Origin of the sequence: Actinomycetospora callitridis (assembly GCF_028737265.1) — a bacterium.
GTDB classification, from domain to species: domain Bacteria; phylum Actinomycetota; class Actinomycetes; order Mycobacteriales; family Pseudonocardiaceae; genus Actinomycetospora; species Actinomycetospora callitridis.
The window spans coordinates 13,361-29,350 of the sequence record NZ_JAQZAK010000004.1 but is presented as its reverse complement, the minus strand read 5'-3'; the positions used below and the strand labels follow the sequence as shown (position 1 = coordinate 29,350).

The following is a 15,990-nucleotide window of genomic DNA, read 5'->3' as shown; positions in this document are numbered from 1 at the left end:
GTGCCGCAGGTGGCGCTCGCGGTCCTCGCCGTCCTCGGGGTCACGGCCTACCTCGGGCTGTGCGCCGCGTTCCTGTGGTTCGTCGTGTGGCCGTTCGCGGGCTGGCTGGTGCTCGTGGGCGTCCTGCTCGGGGCCCTGGGCGCGCTGATCGTCCTGCTCTCCGGCCCGTTCGCGGCCGACACCGACCTGCTCACCCCCGACGACGTCGACGGGCCCTGGTTCCCGCCCGCGCCCCCGGGCCACGGGCGCGACCGCGCCTGGCCGCACTATCTCGCCGGGCAGGCCCGGGTCGACGTCCGCGCGATGGCCCGCCGCGGGCGCGACGCGCTCGGGGCGCTCTGGTCGCCGCTCGGGGGCCTGCTGAACCCGCAGGCGTGGCTGGCCCTCTGGCCGCTCGGGATCGCCGGGTTCCTGCTGCTGCTCGCGGTCACCGCCGGCGCGGTCGTGACGGGGCTCGCGGTGCTCGCCCTCGTCGTCACCGGTCTCGCGCTCGCCGCGCTCGTGTGGGGTGTGGCCGGCCGGCTCGTGCGGGCCGTCGACGCCCTGCTGCGGCGCCGGAACCGGGCGGCGGCGCGGTGCCCGTACTGCTTCTGGCGGACCACCCTGCCCGGCTACGCCTGCGCGTGCGGCCTCGTGCACCACGACGTGCGACCGAGCCGGCTCGGCGTGCTGGCGCACCGCTGCCGCTGCGGGCGCCCGATGCCGACGACGGTGTCCCGCGCCGGGAGGGACCACGCCCCGCGCTGCCCCCAGTGCGACGAGGTCCTCGAGGACGGCTCGGGGGTCTGGACGGACGTCAGCATCCCGGTGCTCGGTCCCGTCTCGGCCGGCAAGACGAGCCTGATCTACGCCGGGCTCGAGGCGTTGCGCCGGCAGGCGGTCGCGGGCGGCGGGACGCTGGAGCCGCGCCGGGAGGCCGACGCCGCGCGCTTCCGCGAGGGCGTGGAGCAGGTCCGCGCGGGCCGCGTCGCCAAGACCGAGGCGGCCGCGCCGGTGGGTCTCGTGTGCACGGTGACCCAGGGCCGGCGCCGCGCGCTGCTGCACACCTTCGACGCCGCCGGCGAGCTCTTCTCCACCCGCTCGGCCACGGAGGACCTGCGGTTCCTGGACGAGGCCGGGCAGATGATCGTGGTCGTCGACCCGTTCTCGATCCCCGAGGTGGCCGACGAGGTGCTGCGCGGCCCGGTCGACGAGGCCGAGGCGGCGCCGGCGGTCGACCCGCCCGAGGTCGCGTACCAGGCGACGGTGCCCCGGCTGCGGGATTTCGGCGCCCGCCTCGACCGCACCGACCTCGCGGTCGTGGTGGTCAAGGCCGACCTGCTCGTCGACCACCCCATCGCCGCCGACCTGCGCCCCGACCGTCTCGCGGTGCGCCGCTGGCTGTGCGACCACGGCCAGGACCAGCTGGTCGTCGCGGCCGAGCGGGACTTCGCCGCCGTCGGGTACTTCCTCGTCTCCTCGCACACCGGCTGGGAGCCCGACGACCGCCACACCGCCCTCGCCCCGCTGCGCTGGCTCGCCGAGCGGGGCCGCCTGCCGCTCCCGCCGGCGCGGACGGCCGTGTCCGTCGGCGCCGTCGGGGAGCCGGCGTGAGCACGCCCCCGGCGCACGTGCGGGCGTTCCGGGCGGCGCTGGTGGTGCTCGTCCTGCTCGTCGTCCTCGTCGCGCTGTGGCAGGCCCCGTGGGACGGGATCGTCGCCGCCCTCGACCCGTGGGTCGACGGCCTGCGCCGGCAGGTCTATCCCTGACCCGCCCGCCCGGTGGCGCCCGGCGGCGGTGGGCAGAATGGGTGGCCATGCGCCCCGTGACCGTCGCCGACAGCGTCCGCGCCCTCGAGGCCGCGTATCCGCCCGCGCTGGCGCAGGAGTGGGACGCGGTCGGCCTGGCGGTGGGCGACCCGGCCGAGGGCGTCCGCCGCGTCCTGGTCGCCGTCGACCCCCTGCCCGAGGTGATCGAGGAGGCCGTCGCGGTCGGGGCCGACCTTCTCGTCACCCACCACCCGCTGCTGCTGCGCGGCGTGCACGGGGTGGCCGCGACCGGCCCGAAGGGCACGGCGGTCCACCGCCTGATCCGCCACGGCGTGGCCCTGTTCACCGCACACACCAACGCCGACGCCGCCCGCCCCGGGGTGTCCGACGCGCTGGCCGAGGCGCTCGGGGTGACGGTCGAGGCGCCGCTGTCCCCGCAGGACGACGGCACCGTCGGGATCGGTCGGATCGGGTCGCTCGCCGCGGCCGAGTCCCTCGCCGACTTCAGCCGCCGCGTCGCCGACGCCCTGCCGGCGACGGCCTGGGGCGTGCGCACCGGCGGCGACCCGCAGCGCACCGTGCGGCGCGTCGCCGTCTCGGGCGGGGCGGGCGACTCGATGCTCCACCTCGCCCGCGCGGCCGGCGTCGACGTCTACGTCACCGCCGACCTGCGCCACCACCCCGCCACCGACCACCTCGCCGAGGCCGGTGCGCCGGCCCTGGTCGACGTCGCCCACTGGGCCTCCGAGCACCCGTGGTGCGCCCAGGCGGCGGCCGTGCTCGCCGCGGCCGCGCCGGACCTGGAGATCACGGTGTCGACCATCCGCACCGACGCCTGGTCCCTCGGCAGCCCCTCGCCCGAACCGTCCTCAGCAGGAGCCGTGATCTCGTGAAGGCCGACCCGTCCGCCCAACGCCGTCTGCTCGACCTCGCCGGGCTGGACGCCGAGCTCGCCCGCGCGCAGCACCGCCGCCGCACCATGCCCGAGCAGACCGCGGTGGAGGACGCCGAGACCACCGTCCGCGCCCACCGCGACGCGGTCGTCACCGCCCGCACCGCGGTCGGCGACCTGGGCCGGGACGTGGCGAAGCTCGAGCAGGAGGTCGCCCAGGTCACCGCGCGCGAGGAGCGCGACCGGGGGCTGGTGGACTCCGGCAGCGTCTCGGCGAAGCAGGTGACCGACCTGTCCCACGAGCTCGACACCCTCGCGCGGCGCCGCGGCGTGCTCGAGGACTCCCAGCTCGAGGCCATGGAGCGCCTCGACGCCGCCGAGACCGACCTCGCGCACGAGCAGGCCGCCCTCGACGCCGCCGAGACCGCGCTCGCCGACGCCGTCGAGCGCCGCGACGGCGTGCTCGGCGACATCGACGTGCTGGAGGCGCGCCGCGGTGCCGAGCGCGCCGAGCTGGCGAAGACGCTGCCCGAGGACCTGCTCGCGCTCTATGACCAGCTGCGCGCCCGCACCGGCACCGGCGCGGGCGAGCTCGTCGGGGCGCGGTGCGGCGGGTGCCGGATCGAGATGGACCGCAACGAGATCCGCGCCGTCGCGGCGGCCGCGCCCGACGACGTCGTGCGGTGCGAGCAGTGCGGGACGATCGTGGTGCGCACCGAGAAGAGCTCCGGGAAGGCGAGCGTATGACCACCGCGGGCTCGTGGACGGGACGCGGGTCGACGATGCCCACCCGCCTGCTGCTGCTGCGCCACGGGCAGAGCCCGCTGTCGGTCGAGCGCCGCTACTCGGGCCGGGGCAACCCGGAGCTCACCCGCGACGGGCTCGAGCAGGCCGCCGCGGCGGCGACCGCGCTGGCGGCCCGGCACGTCGGCAGCAACGGGAACATCCGCGCGGTGATCAGCTCCCCGCTGGTGCGTGCCCGTCAGACCGCCGAGCCGGTGGCCGGGGTGCTCGGTCTGCCCGTGGGCGTCGACGAGCGCCTCACCGAGACCGACTTCGGCGCCTGGGAGGGCCTGACCTTCTCCGAGGCCGCCGCGCAGGACCCCGACGTGCACCGTGCTTGGCTGGGCGACAGCAGCGTCAGCCCGCCGAACGGGGAGAGCTTCGATGTCGTCGCCCACCGCGTCGACGCCGCCCTCGGCGACCTCCTGCGCCGGTTCCCCGGCCAGACCGTCGTCGTCGTCAGTCACGTGACGCCGATCAAGCTGATCCTGCGCCGCGCCCTCGACGCCGGGCCGTCGCTGCTCTTCCGCCTGCACCTCGACCTGGCGTGCCTGTCGGTCGTCGAGTTCTGGCCCGACGGCGGCGCCTCGGTGCGGCTGGTCAACGACACGTCGTACCTGGCCTAGCGGCACCTGAGCCAGCGAAAGTGGCCTGGGCGCCTACAGCCACTCGATCCACGCACCGCCCGGGTGCGCGAGCCCGAGCACCTCGCCCTCGGCCGTGCCGTCGCGGGACACCGAGAGCTGCCCGACGACCCCGGTGACGCCGGCGCGCGAGGCCTCGAGCGCGCGCGGCGGGACGGGCAGGTACTGGACGCTCTCGGTGCCCTCCGGGCCCAGCGGCACGAGCGGGTCCACCGAGATCCACACGAGGTCGCGGCCCAGCTCGCTGAGCTGGCGGCGGAACCGCGCCCGCTGCTCGTCGGTGAGGAACACGTGCACGTAGGTGTCGACGAGCACGAGCAGCGCGTCCTCGGGCATCCGGGCGCAGAGGCCGACGACGTCGTCGACGACCTCGGCGCGCACGAGGTCCGCGGGGTGCGCCCGGGCGACCTCCGAGGCGGCCGCGAACCGGTCGACGGCCGTCGTCTCGGGCGGGATGCAGGCGGCGAGCCACTCGCGCACCCGGTGGTCGCCGAGGTCGAGGGGCTCGACGTCGACCCCGAGGCGTGCGGCGATCGTCGGCATCCGCGCCGGCAGCGGGGCGGGGCGGCCGCGCAGCTCGGGGGTGATCGTCAGCGCGGCGTCCGGGTCGCCGAGGGTCCGGTCGCCGAAGCGGTACCGGTAGCGGTCGAGGTGCAGTCCGAGCCCCGCGCCGGTGCCGAGGTCGACCAGCGCGAGGGGCCGTTCGGGGTCGACCCCGGCTCCGAGGACGGCGCCCAGAACCGCCAGGACGTCGGCGCTCCGGGCGACCTCGTTCATCTGGTAGCGGTGCTCGGCGCAGAGCTGGGTGAGCTCGCTCGCGTGCTCGCGGGCGAAGGCGACGAGCGCCGGCCGGAACCCCTCGTCGAGGCGCGGCTGCCCGGACCCGGGCGTCGGGAAGTAGCCGGCGAGCGGGTGGGGGCTCCGCCGCGCGACGAGGTAGCGGACGGCGGCGCTGAGCAGCAGGGGCGGGAGCCGGTCGGCAGGGATGCCCGCGGCGATCCCGAGGAGTTCGGGCTCGGTGGCGATCGCGCGGAAGAGCTCCGCCGTCAGCTCCCAGGTCGGCGGGGCGTCGGGCGGCGACCAGCCCGCCGCGATGCCCAGCGCCTGCTCGCGGACGTGGGCACGGTCGGCCGCCTCGGGGGTCGTCACGTCGGCAGAGCCTGCCGAGCACCGGGCCGGTCGCGCAACGCGGCCGGCCCGGGCCGGTCGTTCAGCCCTGGCTGATCGAGTCCAGCTCGGCCACGGCCTCGGGCGGGAGGGCCAGGTCGGCGGCGGCCAGGTTCTCGCGCAGGTGCTCCCGTGACGACGTCCCGGGGATGAGCAGCATCGTCGGCGAGCGCTGCAGCAGCCAGGCCAGGGCGGTCTGCTGCGGCGTCGCCCCGACGTCCTGCGCGACGCGCGCGAGGGTGTCCGACTGGAGCGGGCTGAACCCACCGAGCGGGAAGAACGACGTGTACCCGATCCCCTCGGCGGCGCAGTGGTCGACGAGGTCGTCGTCGGTGCGGTGCACCAGGTTGTAGTGGTTCTGCACGCACACCACCGGCGCGATCGCCCGGGCCTCGGCGAGCTGGGCGGGGGAGACGTTGCTGACCCCGAGGTGACGGACGAGGCCCTGCTCCTGCAGCTTCGCCAGCGTCGCGAAGGCCTCGGCGAGCGACTCGTCGTGGTCGTCGGACACGCGCAGGTTCACGACGTCGAGGCTCTCCAGGCCGAGCCGTCCGAGGTTCTCGTGCACCTCGCGGACGAGCTCGTCGGGCGAGGTGTCGAGGTTCCACGACCCGTCCTCCCCGCGCCGGCAGCCGACCTTGGTGACGATCCGCAGGTCGTCCGGATAGGGGTGGAGGGCCTCGCGGAGGATCTCGTTGACGATGAACGGGCCGTAGTAGTCGCTGGTGTCGATGTGGGTGACACCGCGGTCGACGGCCTCGCGCAGGACGGCGATCGCCTCGTCGCGGTCGCGCGGCGGGCCCATCACGTGCGGGCCGGCGAGCTGCATGGTGCCGTAGCCCATGCGCGTGAGGACGAGGTCGTCGGCGAGCGCGAGGCGGTCGGTGAGTGCCGGTGTGGTCATGTCCCCACCCTGCGCCAGGCGGCCCGCCGGTGGGGAGTGCCGGGTCGTCCTGGTACATCCCGTACCCCCCACGGGGTGGCGGCGAGGCGGATGATCGGGGCCGTGAGCACCGGTGAACTCGCCGCGTCCCTGCGCACCTGGCGCGACCGCACCGACCCCGCCGAGGTCGGCATGGCCGTCAACGCGCCGCGCCGCGCCCCGGGCCTGCGCCGCGAGGAGCTCGCGCTGCTCGCCGGCATCTCGATCGACTACGTCGTGCGCCTCGAGCAGGGCCGCACGCGCACCCCGTCGGCGCAGGTCTGCGCCTCGCTGGCCCGGGCGTTGCGCCTCTCCGACGCCGAGCAGGCCCACCTGTTCCGCCTCGCCGGGCACGCCGCCGACCGCGGGCGGATCTCCCGGCGCATCCCGGCCGGTGTGCGCCGGATCGTCGAGGCGCTGCACGACAGCCCGATCGGCGTCCTCGACGTCACCTGGACGCTGATCTCCTGGAACCCGCTGTACGCCGCGCTCATGGGTGACCCGACGGCGCTCGAGGATCGCCGGCGCAGCACGCTCTGGCGAATCTTCACCGAGGGCGAGGCCGGCGACCGCGTGCGCCACACCCGCGAGGAACGCGACGCCCTCGCCGCGTCCCTGGTCGCCGACCTGCGCGGGAGCACCAGCCGCTACCCGAACGACCCGGAGCTGAGCACGCTCGTCGACGACCTGTACCGCGCCAGCGACGAGTTCGCCGGGCTGTGGGACTCCGGCGTCGTCGCCGGGCACCACCAGAGCCACAAGACGGTCGTGCACCCCGACGTCGGCGACGTGGAGCTCGACTGCGACACCCTCACCACCGCCGAGGACGACCTGCGCCTGCTCGTCTTCACGCCCACCCCGGGCAGCGACGCGCGCAGCCGCCTCGACCTGCTGGCGGCCGTGGGCACGCAGGCGATGACGGCCCGTACGTAGTTCGCGCCCTGTCCGGCGCCCCTGGTGCGGTCCCACGCTTCTCCTGCAGCCCGCACCGAGCAGGGGAGCACCATGACCACCACCACCGACAACGCGACCATCGCCCGCGCGGTCTACGACGCCTTCGGCCGGGGCGACATCCCTGCCGTTCTCGAGCACTTCGATCCCGAGCTGGTCTGGGTCGAGTCCACCGCGCCCAACGCGGGCACTTTCCACGGGCCGCAGGGCGTCGTCGACGGCGTGTTCGCGCCCATCGGCAACGCGTGGGAGACCTTCCTCGTCGAGCCCGAGCGTGTGGTCGCCCAGGGAGACCTCGTCGTCGCCGTCGGCACGTACCGGGGGACCAGCCGTGCGACCGGCACGTCGATGACGGCCCGCTTCGCCCACGTCTGGCAGATGCGCGACGGCCGGCTCGTGCACTTCGAGCAGATCGCGAACACCGAGTCGTTCAACGCTGCGCTGCGCTGAGGGCTCACCACGACAGCACTCACCACGACAGCACGAGGGCCAGCGCGCCGGTCCCGGCGACGAGGCACGCCGGGACCGTGGCCAGCCCGGCGAGCGTGAACGTCCCGAGCGGCGCCGGCACGCCGCGGACGGCCAGCACCCGGCGCCACAGGAGCGTGGCCAGCGAGCCGACCGGGGTGAGGTTCGGCCCGACGTTCACGCCGATCAGGATGGCCAGCACGGCGCCCGTCGCCGGGGTCGGGCCGAGTGCGGCGAGCAGGACGAGCGTCGCGGGCAGGTTGTTGACGAGGTTGGCCAGCAGCGCCGCCACGACCGCCAGGCCGAGCAGCGCCGGGAACGAGGTGCCCGCGGGCAGCAGCGACGCCACGACGTCGCCGAGACCCCGCTCGGTCACCGCGGCGACGACGACGCCGAGGCCGAGGACGAACACGCAGAAGCCCGGCGAGGCCGCGGTGACGAGGTCGCGCACCCCGGTCTCACGCGCCGCGAGCGCCCGGACCGCGAGCACCGCGGCGCCCGCCACCGCCACCCACACCGGCTCCACACCCAGCGGCGACGCCACCGCGAACCCGGCGAGCGTGGCGGCCAGGACCCCGACGGCGAACCGGGGGAGCGCGGCGCCCCGGCCCTCCTCGTCGGGCCCGGCGGGCTCGGCGAGCTCTCGGCGGAAGGTCAGACGCAGCCCGACGTACTCCACGACCAGCACCGCGAGCTGAGGCAGGAGCATCAGCGCGGCGAAGCCCAGGAAGTCCAGGCCGGTGGCCCGGAACGCGAGCAGGTTGGTCAGGTTCGCGACGGGCAGCAGCAGCGAGCCGCTGTTGGCCAGGTGCGCGCACGCGAACGCCGGCGGCGCCGGGCGCGCGCCGAGCCGTCGCACCGTGTCGAGCACGACCGGGGTCAGCAGCACCACCGTCGCGTCGAGGCTCAGCACCGCCGTCGTCACCGCCGCCGCGACGACCACCAGGGCGAACAGCCGCTGCGGGCGCCCGTGCGAGCGCCGCGCCAGCACCCCGCCGGCCCAGCGGAACACGCCCTCGGCGTCGGCGAGGTGGGCCAGGACGAGCACCGCGGCGAGGAAGCCGACGGTCGGGCCGAGCTCGCGCACCTCGTCCCACGCCGCCGCCGGCGTGAGGAGCCCGACGGCCAGCACCACGGTGGCGGCGGGCACCGCCGCGGCGGCCTCGGGGAGCCCCCGCGGCCGCGTGACCGCGACGACGAGGACGACGGCGAGGAGGCCGACCGCGAGGGCCGTGCTCACCCCCGCCACGCTCATACCCTCAGCGGAGCCAGAGGTAGATCGCCACGGCCACGCCGAGCACCACGACGCTCCAGCGCAGCACCCCGTCGGGCATCTTCTTGGCGACGGCCATGCCGAGGTACCCGCCGAGCAGCGTCGTCGGCGCGAGCAGCAGCACCGCGAGCCAGTCGACGGGCGCGAAGAGGGCGAAGAGGACCACCGTCACCGTGCTCGTCACCAGCGAGAGCAGCACCTTCACGGCGTTGAGCCGCTGCAGCGTGTCGTGGGCGAGCAGCGAGAGCACGGCGATGAGCACCACGCCCAGCGCCCCGCCGAAGTAGCCGCCGTAGACGGCCGCGAAGAAGATCGTCGGGAGCAGGACCTTCGGGTTGTCGGCGGTGCGCTCCGCCCGGCCCGTCCACTTCTTGATCCACGGCTGCGCCCCCAGCGCGAGGCTCGCGAGCAGCACGAGGACCGGCACCACGGCGTCGAACACCGACTGCGGGAGGACCAGCAGCAGCCCGCAGCCGAGCGCGGAGCCCAGCGCGGCGACGATGCTCGTGCTGATCAGCCGTGGTCGCTGCCCCCGGAGGTCGCGGCGCGCGTTGACCGTCGAGCCGGCGTAGCCCGGCCACTGCGCGACGGAGTTCGTGACGTTCGCCGGCAGCGGCGGCAGCCCGACCGCGAGCAGGGCGGGGAAGACGATCAGCGACCCGCCGCCAGCCACCGCGTTGACCGCACCGGCCAGCAGCCCGAGCGCGGCCAGCAGCACGATCTGGAGCACCGACGGGTCCGACACGGTGCGCGACGCTAACGGTCCGGGTCCTTGTAGGCTCGGCGACGCGGACGAGTCGGCCGGGCGACCGCGTCGGACCCCACGAGGGTCCGTCGAGGAAAGTCCGGACTCCACAGGGCAGGGTGGTTGCCAACAGCAACCCGGGGTGACCCGCGGGACAGTGCCACAGAGAACAGACCGCCATCGGGCTCGAGCTCCTGGCTCTGGCCCGGTGGTGAGGGTGAAACGGTGGTGTAAGAGACCACCAGCGTCCTGGGTGACCAGGACGGCTCGGTAAACCCCACCCGGAGCAAGGTCAAGAAGGTGCCCCGTCCGCGGGGCGCTGCGCAGGTCGTTCGAGGGCTGCCCGCCCGAGACCTGCGGGTAGACCGCTGGAGCCCGTCGGCGACGGCGGGCCGAGATGGATGGTCGCCACCCACGGGACCGCGAGGCCCGTGGGGACAGGATCCGGCTTACAGGCCGACTCGTCCGCCCCCGCATCCTTCGATCCGAATCGGACAGGTTGGACGGAGCTCCTCGACCGTCTCCGCTCGCCGTCCAGACCGGGCAGAACAGCGCCGGGTCCGGCGCGGAACGCTCCTTCCCGGCCATGATCGAGTTATCGAAGATCAACTCTGCTTGCCCTATCGAACCGCGTCGTTCCTCGTCCTGGGGGCTAAGGGGTCGCGGAGGGTCCCATCGGAGGGCCGAGCACTCTCTGTCCATAACGCTGCTCGAACATCGCCACCTGCTCGGCTGTGGGACCCGTCGAGGGCTCGCCCGAGGCCGGAGGCAGGGTCCGCGCTTCAGCCGGGCGGGACATGTGAAAGAACAGCTCCTCCCCGCCTGCAGGCACGAACCACGTCAACAGCCGAGCTACCGAACTCTCGACCCGATACTGGTGGGCAACATCGCGGGGCCCCCAGACGAACGTCCCCGCCGGCGCCGGGAGGTGATCGTCCCCGACCCGGAACGTCATCTCGCCGTCGAGCACGTAGAACGCCTCATCCTCTCGCTCGTGGACATGGAGGGGTGGAGACGAGCCGCGAGGCATGAGTGACTCCCACACAGAGAGCGCACCACCGGTGTCGCGAGCTACCGCTTTGAACAAGATGAGGCCGTCCGTCCACGTGGCGCGACCCCCGTCGGGCGGGATCACAAACGGCTGTGTCATCCGACCTCCGACCTGAACCACCCGAGCGCCGAGCCCCGAGAGACGCAGCCCTTCTCGGCGGAGAGCCTGCTCGCCCGACGTACCGCAGCCAAGACCCTGATGTTGCAGCCAGCTCCACTTGCCGCAAACGAGCCGGCGCAGCGCGGGCAGCGTCGGCGGATCGAGGACGACATGATCGTCAGACGGGCACGGCGCGAGGAGGCACCAGGGCACAGCGAAACCTCAGGTCCGCGGGTCAACGACGGCTCTTGGTGATTCCCGACGAACGAGCGAGGTGTCCTTGACTGCGAAGCGCTCGCTGCGAGTCTCGAACTGCTCTGATGGACGGCAGCGCGCTCGCTGCTCCCGCCTCTATCGCTGCGAAACCTCTCCGGACATGGCTTGCCCTCCGTCGCGCGGGTCGCTGGCTTGGGTACGGGCGGTCGCCCGCGGCTGGTCCGGAGATCGACTCTCGGGGCCGCCGGGGGCGCGCGAGCCCTCGACGAGCCCCGAGGCGCCAGAAGGTCAACAGCCAGGTCGAGCCCATGCGAGCCTCAGCAGCGCTGGGCGCCTCCCCCCTGAACTCGCATCGGCTGACAGGTCGACTCGTCCGCCCACACCCATCGACCCGGATCAGACGGTTCGGACGACGGCGAACTGTCCCTAGACTCCCGTCGTGGGTCTGAGCCTCGACACCGTCGCCGGCGAGTTCCCGCTGGTGCAGCGGGTGTGGTCGGCGCGCTGCGACGCCACGACCAGCTTCATGTCAGCCGCCAAGGGCGCCTCGATGATGGTGTTCGCGCAGCACGGCAACCAGATGACGGCGCACCTCCGGGGGCCGGAGACCGCGGCCACGCCACTCACCTGTCCGGAGGGCTGGGAGTTCTTCGGCGTCGAGCTGCAGCTCGGTGCCTATCTGCCCCTGTTCCCGCCGGCCGGTCTGGCCGACCTGAACGACGCGCTCCTTCCGACCCTGCCGGGCCACCGGATCGTGCTCGCCGGCCGGGACTGGGAGAGGCCGACCGAGCAGAACGTCGACGTCTTCGTCAACCGGCTCGTGCGGGCGGGACTGCTGTCCTTCGATCCGCTCGTCGACGGGATTCGCCACGGCGTGCGGCCACGAAGGATGTCGGAACGGACGGCGCAGCTCCGGTTCCGTCGGGCCGTCGGGATCTCGCGCCGCAAGCTCGCGAGCATCGAGCAGGCACGGCACGCCGCGCAGCTCCTCGCGGCCGGCGGGTCGATCGCCGACGCGGTCACCGCCGGCAGCTACTACGACCAGCCGCAGCTCGCGCGGGCGATGCGGTGGGCGACCGGCCACACCCCGGGCGAGCTGAGGTCCGGCGTCTCGTTCCTCGCGTTCTGATCCCTACTGCGCGGATTTCGGTTCGATACAAGACCGGCCGGTCGCCGTGATGGTCGACTCCGGCCATGCGAAAACTGATCGAGTACGACCACCTCTCGATCGACGGGAGGATCTCCGGGGACGGCTTCTGGGCCGCGCAGATGGCGATCCCCACCAACGACGAGCACCTCGAGTACCAACGCCGGCTCCTGGAACCGGCCGTCGGTCTCGTGCTCGGACGCGAGACCTACGAGGGCTTCGCCGCGACGTGGCCGAGCATGACCGGCGGCATCGCGGACACGATCAACTCGCTGCCGAAGCACGTCGCCTCCACCACGCTGACCGAGACCACCTGGAACGCCGAGGTCCTCGTCGGCGACGCCGTCGATGCCGTCGCCCGGCTCAAGGACTCCGGCGACGGCACGCTGGTGAAGTACGGCAACGGCCCGTTCAGCCGGGCGCTCGTCGAGGCGGGTCTCCTCGACGAGCTGCACCTGAGCATCTCCCCGTTCGTCGCGGGGACCGGGGAGTCGCTGCTGGCCGGCATCGGCACGACCGCCCTGGACCTGATGGGCGTCACCGACCTCGGCAACGGCGCGGTGGTGCTGGCCTACACGCCCCGTCGGTGAGTCAGCCCGCCGCCTCGACCAGCTCCTGCAGGAACCGCGGCAGCCGGCCCGCGCCGAAGTCGTAGAAGCGCGCCCAGCTCGGCGTGATCGCGATCCGTGCCATCCCCTGCGTGTAGGTCTTCCGGCACTGCTCGACGAACCGCTCCGCCGTCTCGTCGTCCATGCTGCGCCGGGCGGCCATGACGTACTCCTCGACCAGGCCGTCGACGATCTCGACGCTCGCCCGGCCGCGGATCGAGAGCGCCCGTGCTCCCGACGCCGCGTCGCCGTCGATGCTCACGGCGACGTCCGGGCGGGCCGACAGCGTCGCGACCTTCGGCGAGGAGGTGGCCGAGGCGATCACCACCTGGTCGCCGGTCCAGAGGAAACCGACCGGGATCACCCGGGGCGTGCCGTCCGCCACCGTGTAGGCGAGGTGGGCCGCGGTCGTGGCGAGCAGTTCCTGCGCACCGGGCTGCGCGAGCTCGCTGGCGATCTCCTGTGCGTCCATCGGTCGTCCCTTCCTCGGTGTGCGCGGTCTCGACCGGGAGACGGAGCCGATCGTGCCGTCTCGACACGGTGGCCCACACGATCGGCCGCTAGCCTCGGCGCCGTGGCTCGGGTGCTGGTGATCAACTTCGTGAGCCTGGACGGCGTGATCCAGTCGCCGTTGTCGGCCGACGAGGATCCCGACGGCGGGTTCGCCGCGGGCGGCTGGGTCCCGCCCTACGGCGACGACACGATGGCGTCGTTCATGAGCGGGGCGACCACCGCGGCCGCGGGCATGCTGCTCGGTCGACGGTCGTACGAGATCTTCACGACCGCGTGGTCCGGGGCCGACCAGTCGGACCCGGCCGTCGCCGCGATGAACCGGATGCCGAAGTACGTGGTCACGCGATCCCCGGACGTGCCGTTGGCGTGGGGCAACTCCCGTCGCCTCGGCGGACCGGACGACGTGGCCCGTCTCAAGGGCGAGGTCGACGGCGACCTGGTGGTCTTCGGGTCCGGCGGCCTGCTCGGCGCGCTCGCCGAGCACGACCTCGTCGACGAGTACCGCCTGCTGCTCGTCCCGGTGATCCTCGGCGCCGGCAAGCGGATGTTCGGCGACCGGAGCCCGCTCACCCACCTCAGGCTGACCGCGTCGACGACCACGTCGACCGGGGTGGTGCTCCTGACCTACACGCGGCCGTGAGCGGCGAGGTCCTCCGCGAGCTCCGCGAGGCGGGGGAGGACGGTGTCGCGCCAGCCCGGCCCCATGCGCTCGCAGGCGTCGCGCTGGCGGTGGTCATCGAGGTCGAAGCCCGAGTGCTCCAGCAGGAGCCGGGTGCCGTCGCCCTCGGGGACGAGGCGCCAGGTCAGGGTCCAGACCTCGTTGAAGGTGTAGACGAAGCGCTCGTGGGGCTCGGACGCGACCACCCAGCACGGCACGGAGCCGAAGCCCGGCATCTCCAGGTGGAACTCGTGGCCGACGACTGCGGCGACGTCGCCCGGCGCCCACCACCGGGCGTGCGTCTCGGGGTCGGTGAGCGCCGCCCACACCCGTGCCGGCGTCGCCCGGATGAACTGGTCGACCTCGATCGAGCCCGTCCGTCGGTAGCTCATTGCTCGTCCTCGCTCTCCAGGAGATCGGCCATGTCGCGCAGGCGGTGGCGCCAGAAGCGTTCGAACGGGTGCAGCCAGGCCCCGACCTGCTCGAGCGGATCCGGGTTCAGCGAGTAGAAGCGCTGCCGCCCGCGCGGTTCGTCGGTGACCAGGGACGCCTGACGCAGGACCGCGAGGTGCTCCGCCACCGACGGCCGGCTCATGTCGAACTCGGCGGCGAGATCACCCGCGGTGCGCGGACCGTCGGCCAGCAGCTCGAGCAGCCGGCGCCGGGCCGGGTTGGCCAGAGCGAGGAAGACGTCCGTGGACACGGGGTCACGATATGTAGGAGATTACCGACATGTCAACGATGTCCTACGCGTCGTCCTCCTCAGCGGGGCGGTCCACCCGCCACCGGTGTCGTCCGGGTGTCGACGCGGACGGGCAGGGCGACGGTGTAGCCGCGGGTCAGGTCACCGGTGACGGCGGCGAGCTGGCTCGCGCCGGAGTCGTCGCCGAAGACGTTGTCGCCGGCCAGGGTGACGTCGGAGAGGTTGGTGACCGACTGCTCGTAGCCCGGCTGCCCGTACACCTGGCGGCAGGTGTCCTCGGGCAGGGCGACCTGCGAGGTCGCGACCGCGTTGTCCGCGTCGACGATGCCCGCCGCGTCGGGGTAGACCTCGAGATGGACGTGCGGCCAGCGCCCCGCGTAGCAGGCCGGGACGATGCTGGTGAACCGCACGAGCCCCGACGCGTCGGCGATCTGGACCCCGCGCAGGTAGTTCTCGCCGGCGATGTTCTCCGAGTAGAGGGAGTACTCCCCGGCGCGGTCGCAGTGCCAGACGTAGACCGCGGCGCCGGCGAACGGCACCCCGCCGCGCGCGAGGTCGGCGACGGTGAGCTCCAGGGTCATGGGGACGCCCTCGGCCACGCCGGTGGGCCCGCCGAAGCTCGCGCGGATGTCGCTGCGGACGATGCCGCTCTGCGTGAGCACGTTCGCGCCGTTCGACCCGTCGCCGGGGAAGGGGCCCGCCGTCTCGTCGGGGATCTCGCCGGGGGCGGTGGTCGGCGCCGCGGCGGACGTGGTGCCACCGCAGGCGGCCACGCCGACGGCGACCGCCCCGAGGCCGAGGACGCGCAGCATGCGTCGTCGTCCGAGCGTGCCGAGGTCGAAGCCGAGGCCCTGGTCCTCGAGGTCGTCGGCGGGGCGGGGCAGCGGTCTGCCCTGGTGGGTCGGCCAGCGGTGGCGGTCCACGGGTCCTCCGAACACGTCGTGGTGGGGCGCGCCTCCAGCGTGGACGTCGAGCCTGTGCGAACGCTGTCGGCGCGCTGTGCACTCGGTGCTCGGCGCGGACCGGCTCCCCGGTGCGGCGCCGGGCGAGCTCGCGGACCTCGTCGGGGAGTGGGTCGACGCCGAGCAGGCGGGGGAGGAGGTCCGGCTCGAGGGTCATCGCCCGGAACGTGAGGCGATCGTGCGGTGACCTCGAGCCCGCGCGGCGTGAGGTTCTCCCCGAACGCCCCGGCCCGCAGGTCGCCCAGCGTCGGGCGCCAGGCGTCGAGGTCCTCCCGGGCGTAGGCGTAGACCGCGCGGTCGAGGCCGCCGTGGTGCTCGGGGTCGCCGATCGGGTCGCCCGCCACCCCGCTCGTCCCCGGAGCGGGGGCCGCGATCCGGACCGCCCCGGACGTGGGCCGCTTGTCGATGCCGCTGACGCCGGTGGTGGCCTCCATGGCCCG

At 74.1% G+C, this 15,990-nt stretch carries 20 protein-coding genes, 1 other RNA gene and 1 pseudogene; 12 read left to right on the top strand and 10 right to left on the bottom strand.

Going from position 1 to position 15,990, the window contains the following annotated elements:
• The 5 genes from PH191_RS14540 to PH191_RS14520 are packed head-to-tail and all read left to right on the top strand — an operon-like array spanning nucleotide 1 to nucleotide 4,049.
• Complete coding sequence (locus tag PH191_RS14540; RefSeq protein ID WP_274195338.1) at nucleotides 1-1,593, top strand: TRAFAC clade GTPase domain-containing protein; 1,593 nt, start codon at nucleotides 1-3, stop codon at nucleotides 1,591-1,593.
• Nucleotides 1,590-1,748 (top strand): hypothetical protein, encoded by a 159-nt coding sequence (locus tag PH191_RS14535; RefSeq protein WP_274195337.1) that lies wholly within the window; start codon nucleotides 1,590-1,592, stop codon nucleotides 1,746-1,748. Before PH191_RS14540 ends, PH191_RS14535 begins: the two co-directional genes overlap by 4 nt.
• Nucleotides 1,749-1,795: 47 nt before the next feature.
• The gene (locus tag PH191_RS14530; RefSeq protein WP_274195336.1) at nucleotides 1,796-2,641 is read left to right on the top strand and encodes a Nif3-like dinuclear metal center hexameric protein; all 846 of its coding nucleotides are present in this window, start codon (nucleotides 1,796-1,798) and stop codon (nucleotides 2,639-2,641) included.
• A complete protein-coding gene (locus tag PH191_RS14525; protein WP_274195335.1) occupies nucleotides 2,638-3,387 on the top strand; it encodes a zinc ribbon domain-containing protein in 750 nt (249 codons plus the stop codon). Before PH191_RS14530 ends, PH191_RS14525 begins: the two co-directional genes overlap by 4 nt.
• Nucleotides 3,384-4,049, top strand: a complete 666-nt coding sequence (locus tag PH191_RS14520) for a histidine phosphatase family protein (protein WP_420791809.1) — start codon at nucleotides 3,384-3,386, stop codon at nucleotides 4,047-4,049. The genes PH191_RS14525 and PH191_RS14520 overlap by 4 nt, the downstream gene beginning before the upstream one ends.
• Nucleotides 4,050-4,082: 33 nt before the next feature.
• Here the strand turns inward: PH191_RS14520 and PH191_RS14515 are convergent, their stop codons facing one another.
• A complete protein-coding gene (locus PH191_RS14515) occupies nucleotides 4,083-5,216 on the bottom strand; it encodes a DUF2332 domain-containing protein (RefSeq protein WP_274195334.1) in 1,134 nt (377 codons plus the stop codon).
• 61 nt (nucleotides 5,217-5,277) lie between these two features.
• Entirely contained in the window at nucleotides 5,278-6,138 is an 861-nt protein-coding gene (locus PH191_RS14510) for an oxidoreductase (protein ID WP_274195333.1), read from the bottom strand.
• 102 nt (nucleotides 6,139-6,240) lie between these two features.
• Between PH191_RS14510 and PH191_RS14505 the strand changes: the two genes are divergently transcribed.
• Nucleotides 6,241-7,089 (top strand): helix-turn-helix domain-containing protein, encoded by an 849-nt coding sequence (locus PH191_RS14505; RefSeq protein ID WP_274195332.1) that lies wholly within the window; start codon nucleotides 6,241-6,243, stop codon nucleotides 7,087-7,089.
• Between the two features lie 72 nt (nucleotides 7,090-7,161).
• Nucleotides 7,162-7,557, top strand: a complete 396-nt coding sequence (locus PH191_RS14500; RefSeq protein WP_274195331.1) for a nuclear transport factor 2 family protein — start codon at nucleotides 7,162-7,164, stop codon at nucleotides 7,555-7,557.
• Nucleotides 7,558-7,576: 19 nt separating this feature from the next.
• Here the strand turns inward: PH191_RS14500 and PH191_RS14495 are convergent, their stop codons facing one another.
• Both PH191_RS14495 and PH191_RS14490 read right to left on the bottom strand, forming a co-directional pair.
• Nucleotides 7,577-8,830, bottom strand: coding sequence for an SLC13 family permease (locus PH191_RS14495; protein ID WP_274195330.1), 1,254 nt, complete (start codon nucleotides 8,828-8,830; stop codon nucleotides 7,577-7,579).
• Between the two features lie 4 nt (nucleotides 8,831-8,834).
• Nucleotides 8,835-9,593, bottom strand: coding sequence for a sulfite exporter TauE/SafE family protein (locus tag PH191_RS14490; RefSeq protein ID WP_274195329.1), 759 nt, complete (start codon nucleotides 9,591-9,593; stop codon nucleotides 8,835-8,837).
• A 48-nt stretch (nucleotides 9,594-9,641) separates the two neighbouring features.
• Between PH191_RS14490 and rnpB the strand changes: the two genes are divergently transcribed.
• Nucleotides 9,642-10,061: RNase P RNA component class A (gene rnpB / locus PH191_RS14485), an RNA gene on the top strand.
• 184 nt (nucleotides 10,062-10,245) lie between these two features.
• Here the strand turns inward: rnpB and PH191_RS14480 are convergent.
• The gene (locus PH191_RS14480; RefSeq protein ID WP_274195830.1) at nucleotides 10,246-10,623 is read right to left on the bottom strand and encodes a cupin domain-containing protein; all 378 of its coding nucleotides are present in this window, start codon (nucleotides 10,621-10,623) and stop codon (nucleotides 10,246-10,248) included.
• A 775-nt stretch (nucleotides 10,624-11,398) separates the two neighbouring features.
• Between PH191_RS14480 and PH191_RS14475 the strand changes: the two genes are divergently transcribed.
• Both PH191_RS14475 and PH191_RS14470 read left to right on the top strand, forming a co-directional pair.
• Nucleotides 11,399-12,088 (top strand): helix-turn-helix domain-containing protein, encoded by a 690-nt coding sequence (locus PH191_RS14475; protein WP_274195328.1) that lies wholly within the window; start codon nucleotides 11,399-11,401, stop codon nucleotides 12,086-12,088.
• Nucleotides 12,089-12,153: 65 nt separating this feature from the next.
• Nucleotides 12,154-12,696, top strand: a complete 543-nt coding sequence (locus PH191_RS14470) for a dihydrofolate reductase family protein (RefSeq protein WP_274195327.1) — start codon at nucleotides 12,154-12,156, stop codon at nucleotides 12,694-12,696.
• A gap of 1 nt (nucleotide 12,697) precedes the next feature.
• Here the strand turns inward: PH191_RS14470 and PH191_RS14465 are convergent, their stop codons facing one another.
• Entirely contained in the window at nucleotides 12,698-13,186 is a 489-nt protein-coding gene (locus PH191_RS14465; RefSeq protein WP_274195326.1) for a pyridoxamine 5'-phosphate oxidase family protein, read from the bottom strand.
• Between the two features lie 102 nt (nucleotides 13,187-13,288).
• Between PH191_RS14465 and PH191_RS14460 the strand changes: the two genes are divergently transcribed.
• A complete protein-coding gene (locus tag PH191_RS14460) occupies nucleotides 13,289-13,867 on the top strand; it encodes a dihydrofolate reductase family protein (RefSeq protein ID WP_274195325.1) in 579 nt (192 codons plus the stop codon).
• Here the strand turns inward: PH191_RS14460 and PH191_RS14455 are convergent.
• Genes PH191_RS14455 through PH191_RS14445 form a run of 3 tightly spaced genes read right to left on the bottom strand, consistent with a single transcriptional unit; the run spans nucleotide 13,852 to nucleotide 15,511 of the window.
• On the bottom strand, nucleotides 13,852-14,277 hold the full coding sequence (locus PH191_RS14455; protein ID WP_274195324.1) for an SRPBCC family protein: 426 nt from the start codon (nucleotides 14,275-14,277) through the stop codon (nucleotides 13,852-13,854). The two genes, PH191_RS14460 and PH191_RS14455, sit on opposite strands and share 16 nt — an antisense overlap.
• On the bottom strand, nucleotides 14,274-14,588 hold the full coding sequence (locus PH191_RS14450) for a metalloregulator ArsR/SmtB family transcription factor (protein WP_274195323.1): 315 nt from the start codon (nucleotides 14,586-14,588) through the stop codon (nucleotides 14,274-14,276). The genes PH191_RS14455 and PH191_RS14450 overlap by 4 nt, the downstream gene beginning before the upstream one ends.
• 59 nt (nucleotides 14,589-14,647) lie before the next feature.
• Nucleotides 14,648-15,511 carry a dioxygenase family protein gene (locus tag PH191_RS14445; RefSeq protein ID WP_274195322.1) on the bottom strand — a complete coding sequence of 288 codons (864 nt, stop codon included), beginning with the start codon at nucleotides 15,509-15,511 and terminating at the stop codon, nucleotides 14,648-14,650.
• A gap of 85 nt (nucleotides 15,512-15,596) precedes the next feature.
• Between PH191_RS14445 and PH191_RS14440 the strand changes: the two genes are divergently transcribed.
• The gene (locus PH191_RS14440; protein WP_274195321.1) at nucleotides 15,597-15,737 is read left to right on the top strand and encodes a hypothetical protein; all 141 of its coding nucleotides are present in this window, start codon (nucleotides 15,597-15,599) and stop codon (nucleotides 15,735-15,737) included.
• Nucleotides 15,738-15,792: 55 nt separating this feature from the next.
• Here PH191_RS14440 and PH191_RS14435 read toward each other — a convergent pair.
• Nucleotides 15,793-15,984, bottom strand: a pseudogene (locus PH191_RS14435) (MOSC domain-containing protein); the annotation flags it as partial.
• Between the last annotated feature and the right edge of the window lie 6 nt (nucleotides 15,985-15,990).